A 16,580-nucleotide genomic window follows, 5' to 3' on the forward strand; every position below is an offset into this window, starting at 1 on the left:
ACCAATATGTGCTGGCACTGATATGTTCAAAATCAAACACTGGAGATGTTATGAAGGTTGAGATTGCCTTGGGTGAGATGTCAGAAAGTCGTGCTTTGCATAAATCGATGCCAGCACTTCTTGATTTGGAAGAATTATTGGCGACACGTCTTCTTGTACAAGGTAATTCTGGTTCAGGGAAATCACATCTTTTACGCCGTCTTCTGGAGCAAAGTGCTCAGTGGGTGCAGCATTGTGTAATTGATCCAGAAGGCGATTTTGTAACTTTGGCAGATAAATTTGGTCATGTTATTGTAGAGGCTCAACGGAGCGAACTAGAATTGACACGTATTGCGCATCGCATTCGACAACATCGGGTTTCGGTGGTATTTAATCTTGAAGGTTTGGACACTGAACAACAGATGCGTGCTGTAGGGGCTTTCCTTGGGGCACTGTTTGATGTGGAACGTGATTATTGGTATCCTATGCTTGTCGTTGTCGATGAAGCACAATTGTTTGCTCCAACTGCAGCAGGAGAAGTTTCTGATGAAGCGCGTAAAATTTCTTTGAGCGCTATGACCAATCTGATGTGTCGAGGACGTAAACGTGGTCTTGCTGGTGTTATTGCGACACAACGTTTGGCTAAGCTTGCCAAAAATGTTGCGGCTGAAGCTTCAAACTTTTTAATAGGGCGGACTTTTTTAGATATTGATATGGTGCGCGCCGCTGATCTTTTGGGGATGGAGCGTCGCCAAGCGGAAATGTTTAGAGATCTTGAACGGGGAAATTTTATAGCTTTAGGCCCTGCTTTATCACGACGTCCCTTACCAATTATTATCGGTTCTGTTGAAACTTTGGCACGCTCTTCTAGCCCTAAATTAATGCCACTTCCAACAGAGCGGGATGATGTGCAAGAGCTCGTTTTTACTGCTTCACCAGAGGAAATTTTAACGCCATTTAAACAAACACGAGAACCGATGAGGGAAAAGTCAATGCACGAGATGTTAGAGGAGGTCGTGCATAAAAAACAAGAGTTGTTAGAAGAAAACCCAAGTTTATTTCCTGAACTTTCTGATGTTGAGCGTGACGGGCAAGCAGAACATATTATTCGGGAAATTCTTGAGGATTCTGAAGCTTTTTATCGTTCAACAGCGGTGCTTTATCAAGATTTTTCAGTTCGTTGCCGTATCCATGGGATGTCAAAGGTTCCTTTTAATCTTTCACAATTTCGGCGTAAATTGGCTATTGCTCAGGCTTTTGTTGATGAACAAACGGCTGTCAGTGAACATTGGAAACATATTTTGCAGATATCAGAAAGTTTGGAAGAAGATGTTCAAGGAGTCTTCTTGAACGTGGCACAGGCCGCATTAGGGGGAAAGCCATGTCCATCTGATGCATTTTTAGCACGTCTTTATGGGACTCATTCTTTAAGCCGTGCACGCCGACTTTTAACCTACTTTGAAGAGCGTGGACTTATTGTTATTCACACGCATTTTAGTGGTCAACGTATTGTTGCATTTCCTGATCTTGGTGTTGAAACAGCACCGGGAGACCCCAAGGAACCACTTTAACCAAATAAGCTGGAAACCGATTGTTCTGCTGCTGTCCTTGCTATTGCTTCTCCCATAAGGTCGGCAATGGGCAAAACACGAATATTATGGGTTTTCTCAATAGCTTGTGTTGGCATAATTGAATCTGTAATAACCAATTCTTTCATCTCTGAATTGGCAATTCGCTCGATTGCATTACCAGAAAGAACACCGTGCGTGATATAAGCTGTGACACTATTGGCACCATGTTTAAGCAGAGCACTTGCTGCATTGCATAAAGTTCCACCTGAATCAACAATATCATCAAGCAAAAGGCAATCTTTTCCCGATACATCTCCAATGATATTCATAACTTCTGATTCACCCGGGCTTTCGCGACGTTTATCCACAATAGCGAGCAAACTGTTCAAGCGCTTGGCAAGCGCGCGCGCGCGCACCACACCACCCACATCAGGTGAAACAACGATAACATTTTCAAGAGAATAATGCACTTTGACATCGCGAGAAATGACAGGAACAGCATAGAGATTATCCGTAGGGATATCAAAAAAACCTTGAATTTGTCCTGCATGAAGGTCCAATGTTAAAACACGATGAGCCCCTGCTTCAGTAATGAGGTTGGCAACAAGTTTTGCAGAAATAGGAGTTCGTGGTCCTGGTTTTCTATCTTGGCGGGCATAGCCAAAATAGGGGATAACAGCTGTAATACGACGCGCAGAAGAACGACGAAGGGCATCAATCATGATGAGTAATTCCATCAAATGATCATTTGCGGGATAGGATGTAGATTGCAAAACAAAAACATCTTGTCCACGTACATTTTCATGCAGTTCTACGAAAATTTCTTGATCAGCAAAGCGCTTTACAGTTGCTTTGCCTAAGGGGATGTTCAAATAATTTGCAACATCTTCAGCTAGGCGTGGATTAGAATTTCCGCAGAAAAGTTTCATAGTAGAACCTCTGAATCATCATGGTGGGAATGCGACACGGTTTTTAATTTCTTTTTATTAAATTGCAAGAGAACAATTACAAAAGCCTTACAATTTTATTGATTATTATTAAAGAGCTATGCAGTATGTTTTCTCTTTTTCCAAAAGTTTGTTACTTTTAGAGCAAAGTTTTTTCTCCATGCGGCAAAGAAATACATATTGATTAAGCTTTTTAGTTATTACTTTATAAAAATACTTTCAATATGGGGAATGTTTCATATTTAAGATGAATGAAGGGGAGTAATAAAAAGAAGTATCATCTTGCCTTCAATCATTATAACCAAACATTGAAAATGATCATAGCGAAGGCTATCATATTTTATGGGCTGGTAGATAATTTCGTGAAAAAAGCAAAGTACAATGGGATTTATTTTTACATTTGGGTAAAAAGTTTAGTTTTGCAGTTTTGGTATTGTTCTCAAGCATGAAGGGGCTCATCTTTTGTTTTTCAGCATAATAGCAGAAATTTGCCGTCCGTAATCGGGTTCATTGCGGTGTATTGCACGGCGATAAGAAAAAAAATGCTGTTCATCTTGATAGGTACAAAGCTCTACACAAGAAGCATTAACGCCTGCTTCTTTGAGTTGATTTATAATAAATGCCCATAGATTAAAGCGAAAATGATTGACTTTTTCTGTTTTTAAAAAATATTTTTGGTATTTGCTGTGGTAATCAATAAATTGGTCGTAAAATTCATTTGTTACTTCGTAGTGATAAGGGCCAATACAAGGTCCAAGGACTGCTGTTATTGATTGTCTTTTGGCTCCTTGTGTTTCCATAACAGCAATTGTTTTCTCGATAATTCCATTTAAGCTTCCTCGCCAGCCAGCATGAGTTGCAGCGATGACACCGGCTTGTGGATCAGCAAACAGAATGGGTCCGCAATCTGCTGTAAGAACCCCAATAACGAGTCCTGGTGTGGTCGTAACAAGAGCATCAGCTTTAGGAGGTTCACCGATAATTGCTTGATGAGCTACAACAACGTTACAGGAGTGTATTTGATTGACCGTGACTAAATTTTGTACCTCAATAGAAAAATAGTCGGCAATCAAAAGACGATTCTGTACGATATGTTCAGGTTGATCATTTGAACTTTTCTCGACATTAAGGCTATGATAAAGATTTTTTGAAACACCACTTTGTCGTGTAAAAAATCCATGTTTTATCCCATGGGTGTGTAAAGTAGAAAGTTTTTTTGCGAAGATAGGATGAGGGGTAGGTTTCATAAAAGTTCCTTATGGAGATTATTTAAAGTGAGGATGGAGATGCTCATATTTGTCAATGAATATTTCAGATAATGATGTGCTTATTGACAAAAGCGCCGATCATTAAAATTGAGGAGGTATGGGGATATTTTTGTCACTGAAATATAAAACTTTAAATAATTTTCCCATCTGATCTGGACCAGAGAGCCGTTCGATGTCTTGGCGGATTTTGTCTTGCAAAGGAGTGCTTTTGCCAACTCCAAGCTGGTTTGCGCGCTCCAGTAGCCCCATTTTAAAAAGAAAATCTCCTTGCTCGAAGATTTCAGCAAAACAGCCCTGTTTAAGAGCTATGTTTTTTAAAAAAGAAAAATCAACATGGGATGTTAAATCATGTTCACCAGGGGCATCAAAAACATCACGAAATCTATGTTTTGAGAGTGCTTGCAAGGTATCGCCAAAGGCAAGCTCACAAGCACCATAGTCAATAAGTAAAGCAGAACCTGTCACTTGCACTAAATGGTGGCTGATTTGTTTCATGAACTGATGTCGTAAGGGGGCATGTTCAAAAATTGTTCCGTCAGGGACTTTAGAACAATAGGTTTGTAGACAAGAAGAGGGAAGTCTATGCGGGGCAGCAATAAAGATGAAATCTCCATTTTGATTGACTGTAATGCGGCGCTCTTTCCATTCTCCATTGACTTTAATATATTGGTTGATAGGGAGTGTATCGAGAAATTCATTAGCAATGAGGAAGAGAGGTTTTGGAGGAATTTGATCAAAATTTTCAATGCTATGGATTTGTTTTTGATAAGAGCAAAGGCGCTTTTTTTGTTCTTTTGCAAGTTTTTTGCTTATTTCGATCAGAAAAATTTCAGCAGCATTAAATGCCGTTTGAGAGAGCTTTTGGATGGTTCGCAAAATATCATCCATCAAAGTTCCTCGTCCTGGACCTATCTCAGCGAGGATAAAAGGATGAGGACAACCTTGAGCTTTCCAGCTTGCAAGAGTCCAAATGCCAATCATCTCTCCAAATAATTGGCTTATTTCAGGTGCTGTAATGAAATCACCAGCATGTCCAAAAGGGGTTTGTGTGTGATAATAACCAAATTGGGGATCGGTGATTGCCAACGTCATATATTGGCTAACAGTGATTGGTCCATTAAGGGCAATAATTTCTTTAATTTTTTCTTTGAGATTGGCCATTTTCTGTCGGTTTATATTTAAAGGCGTGGAGAAGAAGATAAAACCCTACAAGAAGCATGGGAAGAGATAAAGCCATGCCATAGGTAAAACCAGTAGAATGGAAAAGAGTCGAAAACCATTCTGGATCTTCTTGAGGCGCACGGTAAACTTCAGAAATGCTGCGTGTTACTGCGTAGCCTATAATAAATGTTCCTGATACAGTACCGGGACGTTTTAATGCTTTGAACCCAAAAATAAGAAGACACAGGATGATGAAGAGAAAAAATCCTTCCATAAATGCTTCGTAAAGCTGGCTTGGATGGCGCGGTAAATAGTAAGGATCGAGAGGAAAACAAACAGCCCAAGGATGTGTAGTAATATTGCCCCATAACTCTTGGTTGATGAAGTTGCAGATTCGTACAATGCCGATACCAATAGGAGCACCTGCAGCAATGATATCAAACATGGCTCGTATGTTAATATGATTTTTACGGGCAAACCAGATCATAGCAATGATAATACCAATAAGTCCGCCATGAAAGGACATTCCCCCATCCCATACGGCAATAATAGCACTTGGATGATTAAAATAGTAAATGGGATCCCATACAAGAACTTGTCCTAAACGCCCTCCGACAACAACACTTATGGCAGACCAGACAACAAAATCTCCGATCTTTTCTTTATCCATAGGAGGGTGGCCTCTATACCATAGAGATGTTTTTTTTAATAATTTTTGCGCATACCACCAAGCAAAAAGAATACCCAGCACGTAACCAAGTCCATACCAATGAAGTGTTACGGGACCTAGCTGGATAATAACAGGATCAAGAAAAGACGGAAAAGCAATGGCTGGACAAGACAGATTGTTCATGAGTTAAGCATTTTACATTATACGAGATGAATATGAAGTGACTCTGATGGTCAGAAATGACAGATGAATGCACAATGGTCAAGTCAGTAGGGAGGCTAGTCAGAAAGGGAGATAGATTTCCACTGATTTATCGCGGTAAAAAATATGGTGATAAAGGAATATTAAAAAATCTTAAACAAAATCGTTATGAAAAGTCTACATAGTATGTAAAATATAGAGTAAAAGGAACAAATTACAGTATCTAAATGTTATGAGAATACGCTATAATGCGTGCGTCAATAATTAAAATTTAAGGAAAAATGTTATGCGTAATGGATCAAATCGTATTCTTGATGAATTAGCAAAATTAGCAACGGATGCTGCTGACGTTGCGCAAGGCATACGACGTGAAGCTGGAACAGCTTTTCGTGTGCAGGCTGAAAAGATAGCAAACAAACTTGATCTTGTGTCTCGCGAAGAGTTTGAGACTTTTAAGGAGATGGTGCTGAAAATCCATGCTGATAATGCTGATTTGAAAAGGCGCCTTGATGATTTAAAGAAAGATGATTAAAAAAACGCAGACACAAAAAAGTAAAATAGTTTCTTAAAAAAAGAATCTTCAAAAAATATCCCCAATTTTTCAATGTGATGCGTGAAACTAAAAAATGCTTAATCTTGAGTCTGTTAGAGCGGAGCATTTGTTTATTTTTGATTTTTTTTGGGGTAAAATACATTTTTTTGAATCAGGGGGGCTGGCGCTATGAAATTGTATCAATACACTGAAAAGACTTGATGATTCGTTTTATGACTATCAGGTTGCCCTAAACAGCGCGATTGTGTTCTGGGTGTTTGTGTACTGTCGATGTTTTTATGTGTATTTGTTTGGTGTAAAGGTTCTGATTGTAGCAAAATATTGTTACAGTTTAGACGGTTTATATTCTGTTGACAATGTTTTAAGATGATTGAGGATTGTGATGAGGCTTGCATTTTGCGCCACAGAAAGAAAAGAGCACCCTGTTGACTTTATCGAACAGATTGCCTGTGAATATGATTGGTCGTTTGAGCGGGATGCACAAGATGAAATTAGCGTTTGTGTGGAAGGAAAACGCGCAAACTATCGTCTTGCTTTTTCATGGATGGAAGAGCATGAAGCACTTCATTTAGCTTGTTCGTTTGATCTCTCTACTAAAAATGCTCGAACAGCTGAAATACAGCGCTTATTGCTAGCAATTAATGAAAAGTTGTTGTTGGGACATTTTGATTACTGGCAAAGGAATAATTCAGTCATTTATCGACAAGGTCTTCTTTTGGCTGGTGGGATGCATCCATCTCATATACAGGTTGAAACATTGTTGATACATGCACTTAAAGCTTGTGAAAGCCATTATGTTGCATTTCAGATGGTTGCTTTGTCGGGAGAAAGTGCTTACAAGGCACTGCAATACACTTTGTTTGAAACTGTAGGGAATGCCTAAAATATACAGTCTGTTATTTTTACAGATGGTTTGCGGAAATATTGCTCATAGGGGGACATCAAGAATAGCGCGCACTCCCCCGAGTGGGCTTTCATCTAATTGTATATTGCCGCCATGGCTGCGTGCTATGTCTTGAGCAATAGAAAGACCAAGTCCTGTTCCACTTGCATCTTGATTTCGCGCTTTATCAAGTCGAAAGAATGGCTTAAAAACTTCTGTGCGCATATTTTCATGAATTCCAGGTCCATTATCATCGATTATCAATATAAAAGATTCTTGTTGAGAGTTAGCGGTTAGTTTAACAGTCGTGCCGTAACAAAATGCATTTGTTACAAGATTGCTGACTAAGCGTGTGAAAGCACGGGGACGTACTTGTATTTCTGTAGGACCTTCAATGGTGTAAGAAAATTGACGTTTGTGAAGACGAGCATCGGTGGAGAATTTTTGCATAAGAGCATTTAAATCAAAAGTCTTGACACTTTCACTTCCTTCACCACGAGCAAAAGCAAGATAATCTTCTAACATATTTTGCATGTCACTTACATCTTGCTCAAGCGGTTTAATATCAAAGTCAGTATTTACTAATGCCAGCTGAAGTTTAAAGCGTGTAAGAATGGTTCTTAAATCATGACTTACTCCTGAGAGCATCATGGTACGTTGTTCAATTTGGCGTTCAATACGTTCACGCATGCGTAAAAAAGCGATGCCTGCACGTCGGACTTCATCAGCTCCTTGTGGTTGAAATCCTTTTGGTAAAGGACGACCGCGTCCAAAGCTTTCTGCTGCTTCAGCCAATTGTTGAATCGGTTTGATTTGATTGCGTAAAAAGTAAATTGCTATCAGCAATAAAACAAGAGCTGTTCCTACCATCCAGCTTAAAAAAATAGCAGTATTGGAAGCATAGGCTTGGCTGCGTGGAGCAAAGACGCGTAAAATGTTGTGACCAAGGTGGATACGGATTTCAACAAGATCAGAATCTCCTACGGTATCGATCCAGAAGGGACGGTTAATTTGGCGGGTGATTTCTTCACTTAAAAAATAGTCAAGAATTGCAAAAAATGGCTTAGGTCCTGGAGGGGGTAAGGAGGTAGGAGATAGAATAGAAATATTTAATCCCATACGTTGTTGTGCAATACGCTTGATATCTTCATAGTTATCTTGTTGGGGATATGTTTCAAGAATATCAATAATGGCTGAAATATCATGCACGACAGCCGTTGAAAGACGCTCGGTTACCATTTGCCAATGGCGTTCCATAAAGACATAAGCAATGACCGTTTGCAGAAGCACCATGGGAGCGATGATAATGATCAAAGAGCGAGCATAAAGCCGTTTAGGCATTTTTTTCGTTAACCATCGAAGAAAAAATCTTAAAGGTTTGATCATTCTTGTGCCTATTCAATAGAGAGTTTGTACCCTATTCCTCGCACGGTTTGGAGCCATATAGGCAGTGCTGGGTTTTTTTCGATCTTACGACGAAGGCGGTTGATCTGCACATCAATGGCACGTTCACTTATATTGCTGTCATCGGTCGCGAATTTATGGCGCGGAATTGTATCGCCTGCATTTTCGGCAAACATGACCATCATTTCTTGTTCTTTATCTGTTAATTTAATAATTTCTCCTCCTTTTTTGAGTTCGCGTCGTGAAATTGAAAATATATAAGGACCAAAAACTATTTGCTCAATTTTAGGTTGGTGAGGGGGAAAACCACGTCGTAAAATGGCGTTGATGCGAAGGAGAAGTTCACGAGGGTCAAACGGCTTAGCCAGATAATCATCTGCCCCTGCTTCTAATCCACGGATACGATTGTCTATTTCTGATAAAGCTGTTAACATAAAGATAGGGACATCTTTTGTTTGGCGGAGTGAATGAGTGAGATCAATACCGTTTTCGCCAGGCATCATGACATCAACAATAAGAAGATCAAAATCTAAACTTACTAACAGTCGTCTTGCTTCATTCGCATTAGCTGAAACTGAAACACGAAATCCATTTTTAATGAGAAACTGAAATAAAAGATTGCGAATACGTGTATCGTCATCAATCACAAGAAGGTGAGGGGCATCGTCACACAAAACTTGAACGTGATTGCTCATTCTTAAAAAAACCTTGATAAAAATTTAGTTTACACAAAATGCAAGTTTACATAAGTTGTATAAAGCTGTCGAGCAGCACCTTTACCTTAAAGCAAAGAAAGTTTTATTTATAAATTTAAAAAAGTTATTTTTGAAAAGGATATTATGGGTAGTCTTAATATACATATTATTCCAGTTACGACATTCCAACAAAATTGCACTTTGCTTTTTGATAGTGAATGTAAAACGGGGGTTCTCGTTGATCCTGGTGGTGATTGGCCACGAATTCAAGACGTAATCGAAAAGAATGGTGTTATCGTTGAGGCTATTTGGATAACACATGGTCATTTTGATCATGTAGGAGCAGCAATGCAAGTGAAAGAAGCGCTTAATGTAAAAATTATCGGTTCACATCGCGATGATAAGCCTGTGATGGATGCCGTGAGCGAAAGCGCAAAAAATTATGGCATCACTGATGCTTGCATCTGTATTCCTGACCAATGGTTAGAAGATGGTGAGTGCGTTCATTTTGCTGGACATGTGTTTAAGGTTTTTCACACCCCAGGACATTCCCCTGGTCATGTTATTTATTTCAATGAAAAAGAGCGCTTAGCCCTCTTGGGTGATGTTCTCTTTCGTGGTTCTATTGGACGTACGGACTTCCCCTTCTGTTCTTATGAAAAATTGATGCAATCTCTTCGAGAAAAAGTTTTACCCTTAGGCGATGATGTTTGTTTTATCTGTGGGCATGGTCCCAAAAGTAGCATAGGCTATGAGCGCCAAAATAATCCTTTTCTTCAAGATTTTAATATATGAGCAAATAAAAAACGCTTTGAAGCGTTTTTTTTGCCATTTAAGACTTTTTAGTAGGGCAGAACAGAAGTTAATTTATTGGGGCATAACAAACGTGTTCCAAACCATTACGGTCTCGGAAAGTTCCTGTTTTAGGGTTGAAAGAACGGTATTTTTTCTTGCAATAGTTAAGCCAATCAGATTCTAATGATTGTTGTACTGGCTCATATTCCACCGTTTGCGGAGCTTCATAAATTATCTGTTCTTGTGGAACCTGTTGATATACAATTTGATGCTGTGGTGCGGTTTGATAAACAACTTGTGGCTGTTCTGATTTTTTAAAAATTTTGCCGAGAAGTGCACCTGCTGCAAGAGCAAGAATGCCCATTGCTAAAGCTTCTCCTGAGTTATTTATATTAATACTACTGTGTTTTGTCTTTTTGCGCTCGACATAATGATATGTCTTGTGTTCAACATGATGGTGTTGTTGTGCTCCCCATTTATGGCTAACATAATGACGCGTGTGGGGGTTATCAAAAGAGTGATGTTCACTATGAGAAAAATGGGAGCTAAAATTGTGAGACGGTAAACCAGCCTCCCTTCTCATGTCATAGTTATGATACCATGCCATATCTGCAAGCGTTGGATTTAATGGCATCAAAACGGTTGCAGTAGACATTGCTGATAATACCGCTAATCTGAAGAGTTTTTTCATAATGATGCTCCTTGTGTCAATTCGTATTTTTCACATCCTACACGTTTCAAACTGAATAGAGACTGAACAATTTTGGACTTTATTGTGACAAAAAAATAAAAATTCATTTAGTTAAAACTATTATCAATACAATAAAATAAAATCATGACAGAATTTTGATTTCAATTAATGTACTCTTCTTAAGATTAATTAAGCAGCTTGTATTTAGAGCACCAGATTTTTTACTATTGGTTATAAATTATTTATTGATGAGTAATTTTTTATTGCTTGATACAATATGAATTGAACAATAGGTGTATGAACAAAAGTTATCGTTTTTTATTATAGGCTTATGGTGCTAAGATAGAACCTTATTTGTGTGATTGAATACAGTCCTGTTTGACCACTCTCTTGTGAGGCTAAATATTGAGTTCGATATCATATTATAACTGTATAAATATAATATATTGCGGGAACTTTTTTTGATATATGGGAAACATTCTTGTTGGGATATGGCTGTTAGTTTGACAGTATTGGCATAACAAAATGCATTTGACACAAGATTGCTGATGAGACGCCTGAAGGCACGTGGGCGTGCTTGTATTGGTGTAGGGCTTTCAATGGTGTAGGAAAATTGACGTTTGTGAAGATGCACATCGGTAGAGAATTTTTGCATAAGAGCATTTAAATCAAAAGTTTTAACACACTCACTTTCTTCACTACGGGCAAAAGCAAGGTAATCTTCTAACATGTTTTGCGTGTCGCTCACATCTTGTTCAAGCAGCTTGATATCAAAGTCAGTATTTGCTAACGCTTGCTGAAGTTTAAAACGGGTGAGAATGGTTCTTAAATCATGGCTTACACCCGAAAGCATCGTGGTGCGTTGTTCGATATAGTTAGAAGATGGTGAGTGTGTGTATTTTGCTGGACATGAGTTTAGGGTTTTACATACACTGGGGCATTCCCTTGGTCATGTTATTTATTTCAATGAAAAAGAGCACTTAGCCCTCTTGGGTGATGTTCTCTTTCGTGGTTCTATTGGACGTACGGACTTCCCCTTCTGTTCTTATGAAAAATTGATGCAATCCCTTCGAGAAAAAGTTTTACCCTTAGGCGATGATGTTTGTTTTATCTGTGGGCATGATCCCAAAAGTAGCATAGGCTATGAGCGCCAAAATAATCCTTTTCTTCAAGATTTTAATATATGAGAAAACAAAAAAACGCTTTGAAGCGTTTTTTTTTGCCATTTAAAACTTTTTTAGTAGGACGCAACAGAAGTTAATTTATTGGGGCATAACAAATGTGTTCCAAACCATTACGGTCTCGAAAGGTCCCTGTTTTAGGGTTAAAGGAACGGTATTTTTTCTTGCAATAGTTAAGCCAATCAGATTCTAATGATTGCTGGAATGGCTCATATGCCACCGTTTGCTGCACTTGATAAACCCCTTGATTTTGCGGAACTTTTTGATAAATTACCTGACTTTGTGGTACTATTTGATAAACCACTTGTGGCTGTTCTGGTTTTTTTAAAATTGTACCAAGAATTGTACCTGTTGCAAGACCAAGAATGCCCACCGCTAAAGCATCTCCTGAGTTGTCTATATGAATATTACTGTGTTTTGTCTTTTTGCGCTCGACGTAATGATATGTTTTGTTTTCAACATGATGATAATGGTGGTGGTGGTGATGATGGTGTTGTTGTTGTTCCGTCTTACTATGTTTGGCTACAGACCTTTCATGTTTGGCTTTAAATCTTCTCTTGTTGTCATCAGAACTCTTGTGGAAATCATCAACAAACTTTTGGAAATCATCAGAAAAAAAACCACGTTTTTTATCAGAACAATGGGAGTGAGAAAAACCGCAAGGCAGAATATCAGCTCTCTTCCTTATTTCCCTTATCGCATCATCTCTTTCTTTACGCATCTTCCTCATCATATCATCTATTTCTCTCGAGATAGAGTCACTACGATTCCATGCCATATCCGCAAGCGTTGCATTTAGCGGCATCAAAATGGTCACAGTTGACATTGCTGATAATACCGCTAACCTGATCACTTTTTTCATAATGATGCTCCTTGTGTTAATTCGTATTTTTCACATCCTACACGTTTCAAACTGAATAGAGCCTGAACAATTTGGGACTTTATTGTGACAAAACAAATAAATAAGCCATTTAGTAAAAGCTATCATAGATACTGACAAAATTTTGATTTCAATTTAATGTATTTAATTGATAAGATTGTATTGGTAGTAGATGATTTTTACTATGTTGTATAAAGTATTTATTTGGGAATAATTTGTTACTATCAATTAATTTAATGTAATTTAATAACTATTTTATAAATAAAGCCTATAGTTTTATCACTATATAATTATGATTAATATTAAATTATATATTGTAGTATAATTGTATAAATATAATATATTTGTAGTAATATTTTGTTTCATGGAAGATATTTTTTAAAATTTGTCTGCATTTATTTATATTTTAGAAGTTTTTACAGTTTTAAAGATTTTTATAATAAAGTTGAACAAGAAAGATTTTTTAAAAAGTCAATAAGTTTAGGCATTTTTTGTAAAATATCCTCTCTTATGTTGTCTTAGAAAAATTGGAATATTTTTAATATTTGCTGTTATCTATTTTTAGGGCAATACTGTTTGCTCTTCATCGATAGTCAGTTTTTTAGAAGAGCTAAAGATTAGTTTTGGCGGTTTGAAATTTTTTGCTCCTTCATTGATTGCGTTTTTTTCGTTTTATTGTTGCTTGATTAGGGGTGTTTTTACGAGATTTTCCTTTTTGATTTTCCAAAATACCAGTGTCCATGGTTGGTCCCATGTGTGCAAGGTTTGGTTTGGAGAAAAGACTTGGTTGTAATACGCGCTCATGGGTGGATTGTTCGCTATGATGTGTTAAGGGATTTTCCGCGAGTTCTAGTTCTATCTTTTGTAATTGTTTGATTTCATCGCGAAGGTGTGCTGCTTCTTCAAAATTAAGATCAGCAGCTGCTTCATGCATTAATTTTTCGAGGTGTTTAATATGAGATGCTAAATTGTTGCCAACCATATTTTTTTTCTCGATGACATCAGGGATATTTGTACGAATATGGTTGTTTTCATAGCCTGAATTGAGAATATCTCCGATATTTTTTTTGATACTTTTCGGTGTGATATGGTGTTCTTCATTATAGGCTATTTGTTTTTGTCGACGTCTTTGTGTCTCCTGTAAGGCTCGTTTTATGGAACCAGTGATCGTATCTGCATAGAGGATAACACGGCCATCTACGTTACGTGCAGCACGTCCGATTGTTTGTATGAGGGAAGTTTCAGAGCGCAAAAAGCCCTCTTTATCGGCATCTAGAATGGCAACAAAACCACATTCTGGAATATCTAAGCCTTCTCGGAGCAAGTTGATACCGATGAGGACATCAAAGGTGCCAAGCCGAAGATCGCGTAGAATTTCAATGCGTTCTAATGTATCAATGTCGGAATGCATATAGCGTACACGAATACCTTGTTCGTGGAGATATTCCGTTAAATCTTCGGCCATACGCTTGGTTAGGACGGTCACTAGTGTGCGGTAGCCTTTTTGAATTGTTTTACGAATTTCATTCACAACATCATCGACTTGATTTTTGGCTGGACGAACCTCTGTTGGTGGGTCAACAAGCCCTGTGGGGCGAATAACTTGTTCTGCAAAAGTACCGTGAGATTGTTCTATTTCCCACCGTCCAGGTGTTGCGGAGACAGCAATCGTTTGTGGGCGCATAGCATCCCATTCTTCAAAGCGCAAAGGACGGTTATCCATACAAGAAGGGAGGCGAAAACCATATTCTGCTAAGGTTGCTTTTCTGCGAAAATCACCTCGGTACATACCACCAATTTGGGGAATGGTTACGTGGCTTTCATCGATAAAAACAAGAGAATTGAGTGGAATATATTCGAATAAAGTTGGGGGTGGTTCACCGGGATTTCGTCCTGTTAAATAACGTGAATAATTTTCAATTCCCGGACATGAACCGGTGGTTTCCAACATTTCCAAATCAAAAACTGTACGTTGTTCTAAACGTTGTGCTTCTAAAAGACGTCCAGCTTCGTTCAACTCATCGAGGCGTTGAACGAGTTCCATTTTGATAGATTTCATCGCTTGGTTAAGTGTTGGGCGTGGTATTACGTAGTGTGAGTTGGCATAAATTTTAATTGATTGAAGATCGCCTGTTTTTTGTCCGGTGAGAGGATCAAATTCCGTAATTGTTTCCACTTCATCGCCAAAGAGCGAAATACGCCAAGCACGATCTTCGAGGTGGGCAGGGAAAATTTCGATTGTATCCCCTCGTACACGAAAGGAACCACGAACGAAGTTGATATCTTGTCGATAATACTGTTGAGAGACTAAATCAGCCAAGAGTTTTCGTTGATTGAGTTTGTCCCCTTTTTCTATTTCGAAGGTCATGGCCGTATAGGTTTCTACGGAACCAATTCCGTAGATGCAGGAGACAGATGCGACGATAATAACATCATCACGCTCTAAGACAGCGCGTGTTGCAGCATGGCGCATACGGTCGATTTGTTCATTAATTGAGGATTCCTTTTCAATATAAGTGTCTGAGCGTGCAACATAGGCTTCTGGTTGATAATAGTCATAATAGGAAACAAAATATTCGACGGCATTATGGGGAAAAAAACTTTTAAATTCCCCATAAAGCTGCGCTGCTAGAGTTTTATTGGGAGCTAATATTAAAGCTGGACGCTGTGTTTTTTCAATGATATTGGCCATTGTATAGGTTTTCCCTGAGCCGGTAACACCCAAAAGCACTTGTGTACGTTCATTTTTTTGAATTCCCTCAACCAGAGTTTTAATGGCTTGAGGTTGATCTCCCGCTGGTTTAAAAGATGTTTCGAGTTGAAATGGAATACCACCTTCAGATTTTTCAGGACGAATGGGGCGGTGAGGTGTCCATAATGCACCATTCTTAAAAAGAGGATTACCTGAAGCAATAAGAGCAGAAAGAGCTTCTACTGTTGCAGTAACACCATTTTTCATTGTTGTATCCTTTGATAGAAAAGTGCTGGTGATTTTAAAGAAAATACTAATTTTTACAAATTTATTACGACAACAGCAAAACGTTATTGAACAGATTTATTTTGGTTTATTAGAGCTTTCATTAGGATATTGATCAAGTTTTTTATGAGACAAATTCTTCGAAGTATTTCTTTGGAAGGAGCATATTTGTGGTTGTTCGTGAACACTATTGCATTTTTGCCATGATGATATTCAAGAGGGCATAAGTTATTATAGCTGTTATGGAGAATAATCGGTACGTTTGGGCATTAAAGACATTGTATATGTGTGATAAAGATCATTTCCATCTTTAAATGAAAGATAACGAGATGACACCCAACCTATTTGAGTGTTATATCGGATATGGCACCAATTTCCTTCACAGTTTTTAACAAAAACTAATTCTCCAGCAGAGATTAAGCCGCAAAGTGCATATTGAGTGCTGGGACCTGTTCTAAAATTAAGATTTCTCGTAACAAAAGCATCTGCTGCCTCTGATATTGTTGTGGCTAAAAAGAAAGAGCCAAACATAAAAAAAATGACGATTTTTTTCATTTTTCTGTAAAGAATTTCTTTAGAGATTTTCTATCCTTCTCTCTTCATATTCTATATAATTTCTTTTACTAGATTATGATAAAACAGAAAAAAATACAATTCTTTCTTCTTTAGGACACTTTAAAGAGAAGAGTGAAGTTTACCGTTTTAAACACCAAAATGAGATGTT

Annotated in this window: 14 protein-coding genes and 2 pseudogenes; 5 read left to right on the plus strand and 11 right to left on the minus strand. The window is 38.1% G+C overall.

Features of this window, described 5'->3' with window-relative positions:
- Positions 1–50: 50 nt before the first annotated feature.
- Entirely contained in the window at positions 51–1,550 is a 1,500-nt protein-coding gene (locus tag ACFINL_RS01695; RefSeq protein WP_375612981.1) for a helicase HerA domain-containing protein, read from the plus strand.
- Here ACFINL_RS01695 and ACFINL_RS01700 read toward each other — a convergent pair.
- From ACFINL_RS01700 to lgt, 4 genes are all read right to left on the minus strand, one after another.
- Positions 1,547–2,479 (minus strand): ribose-phosphate pyrophosphokinase, encoded by a 933-nt coding sequence (locus ACFINL_RS01700; RefSeq protein ID WP_375606345.1) that lies wholly within the window; start codon positions 2,477–2,479, stop codon positions 1,547–1,549. The two genes, ACFINL_RS01695 and ACFINL_RS01700, sit on opposite strands and share 4 nt — an antisense overlap.
- Before the next feature lie 473 nt (positions 2,480–2,952).
- Complete coding sequence (pgeF, locus tag ACFINL_RS01705) at positions 2,953–3,744, minus strand: peptidoglycan editing factor PgeF (protein WP_375649423.1); 792 nt, start codon at positions 3,742–3,744, stop codon at positions 2,953–2,955.
- Positions 3,745–3,846: 102 nt separating this feature from the next.
- The gene (locus tag ACFINL_RS01710) at positions 3,847–4,926 is read right to left on the minus strand and encodes a class I SAM-dependent methyltransferase (RefSeq protein ID WP_375649431.1); all 1,080 of its coding nucleotides are present in this window, start codon (positions 4,924–4,926) and stop codon (positions 3,847–3,849) included.
- Positions 4,901–5,779, minus strand: a complete 879-nt coding sequence (lgt, locus tag ACFINL_RS01715; protein ID WP_375649434.1) for a prolipoprotein diacylglyceryl transferase — start codon at positions 5,777–5,779, stop codon at positions 4,901–4,903. The genes ACFINL_RS01710 and lgt overlap by 26 nt, the downstream gene beginning before the upstream one ends.
- A gap of 304 nt (positions 5,780–6,083) precedes the next feature.
- Between lgt and ACFINL_RS01720 the strand changes: the two genes are divergently transcribed.
- Both ACFINL_RS01720 and ACFINL_RS01725 read left to right on the plus strand, forming a co-directional pair.
- Positions 6,084–6,329, plus strand: a complete 246-nt coding sequence (locus tag ACFINL_RS01720; protein WP_273791228.1) for an accessory factor UbiK family protein — start codon at positions 6,084–6,086, stop codon at positions 6,327–6,329.
- A gap of 403 nt (positions 6,330–6,732) precedes the next feature.
- Positions 6,733–7,233, plus strand: a complete 501-nt coding sequence (locus ACFINL_RS01725) for a YbjN domain-containing protein (RefSeq protein WP_375629408.1) — start codon at positions 6,733–6,735, stop codon at positions 7,231–7,233.
- Positions 7,234–7,278: 45 nt separating this feature from the next.
- Here the strand turns inward: ACFINL_RS01725 and ACFINL_RS01730 are convergent, their stop codons facing one another.
- A complete protein-coding gene (locus tag ACFINL_RS01730; RefSeq protein WP_375637402.1) occupies positions 7,279–8,619 on the minus strand; it encodes an ATP-binding protein in 1,341 nt (446 codons plus the stop codon).
- 8 nt (positions 8,620–8,627) lie between these two features.
- On the minus strand, positions 8,628–9,332 hold the full coding sequence (locus ACFINL_RS01735) for a response regulator (protein ID WP_375638076.1): 705 nt from the start codon (positions 9,330–9,332) through the stop codon (positions 8,628–8,630).
- A 144-nt stretch (positions 9,333–9,476) separates the two neighbouring features.
- Between ACFINL_RS01735 and ACFINL_RS01740 the strand changes: the two genes are divergently transcribed.
- The gene (locus ACFINL_RS01740) at positions 9,477–10,127 is read left to right on the plus strand and encodes an MBL fold metallo-hydrolase (protein ID WP_375617610.1); all 651 of its coding nucleotides are present in this window, start codon (positions 9,477–9,479) and stop codon (positions 10,125–10,127) included.
- 67 nt (positions 10,128–10,194) lie between these two features.
- On the opposite strand, the gene ACFINL_RS01745 is transcribed toward ACFINL_RS01740, so the two are convergent.
- Positions 10,195–10,818: a BA14K family protein gene (locus tag ACFINL_RS01745; RefSeq protein ID WP_375649438.1), complete on the minus strand. Its 624-nt coding sequence runs from the start codon at positions 10,816–10,818 to the stop codon at positions 10,195–10,197.
- 472 nt (positions 10,819–11,290) lie between these two features.
- Positions 11,291–11,689, minus strand: a pseudogene (locus ACFINL_RS01750) (two-component sensor histidine kinase); the annotation flags it as partial.
- Between the two features lie 4 nt (positions 11,690–11,693).
- Between ACFINL_RS01750 and ACFINL_RS01755 the strand changes: the two are divergent.
- Positions 11,694–12,005, plus strand: a pseudogene (locus ACFINL_RS01755) (MBL fold metallo-hydrolase); the annotation flags it as partial.
- Between the two features lie 70 nt (positions 12,006–12,075).
- Here ACFINL_RS01755 and ACFINL_RS01760 read toward each other — a convergent pair.
- The 3 genes from ACFINL_RS01760 to ACFINL_RS01770 form a co-directional block, all read right to left on the minus strand.
- The gene (locus ACFINL_RS01760; protein ID WP_375649444.1) at positions 12,076–12,861 is read right to left on the minus strand and encodes a BA14K family protein; all 786 of its coding nucleotides are present in this window, start codon (positions 12,859–12,861) and stop codon (positions 12,076–12,078) included.
- Between the two features lie 667 nt (positions 12,862–13,528).
- Positions 13,529–15,838 (minus strand): excinuclease ABC subunit UvrB, encoded by a 2,310-nt coding sequence (gene uvrB, locus ACFINL_RS01765; protein WP_375612972.1) that lies wholly within the window; start codon positions 15,836–15,838, stop codon positions 13,529–13,531.
- A 258-nt stretch (positions 15,839–16,096) separates the two neighbouring features.
- A complete protein-coding gene (locus ACFINL_RS01770; protein WP_375612971.1) occupies positions 16,097–16,411 on the minus strand; it encodes an SH3 domain-containing protein in 315 nt (104 codons plus the stop codon).
- Positions 16,412–16,580 lie beyond the last annotated feature (169 nt).

Origin of the sequence: Bartonella sp. AA78NXGY (genome assembly GCF_042197005.1) — a bacterium.
GTDB lineage: Bacteria > Pseudomonadota > Alphaproteobacteria > Rhizobiales > Rhizobiaceae > Bartonella.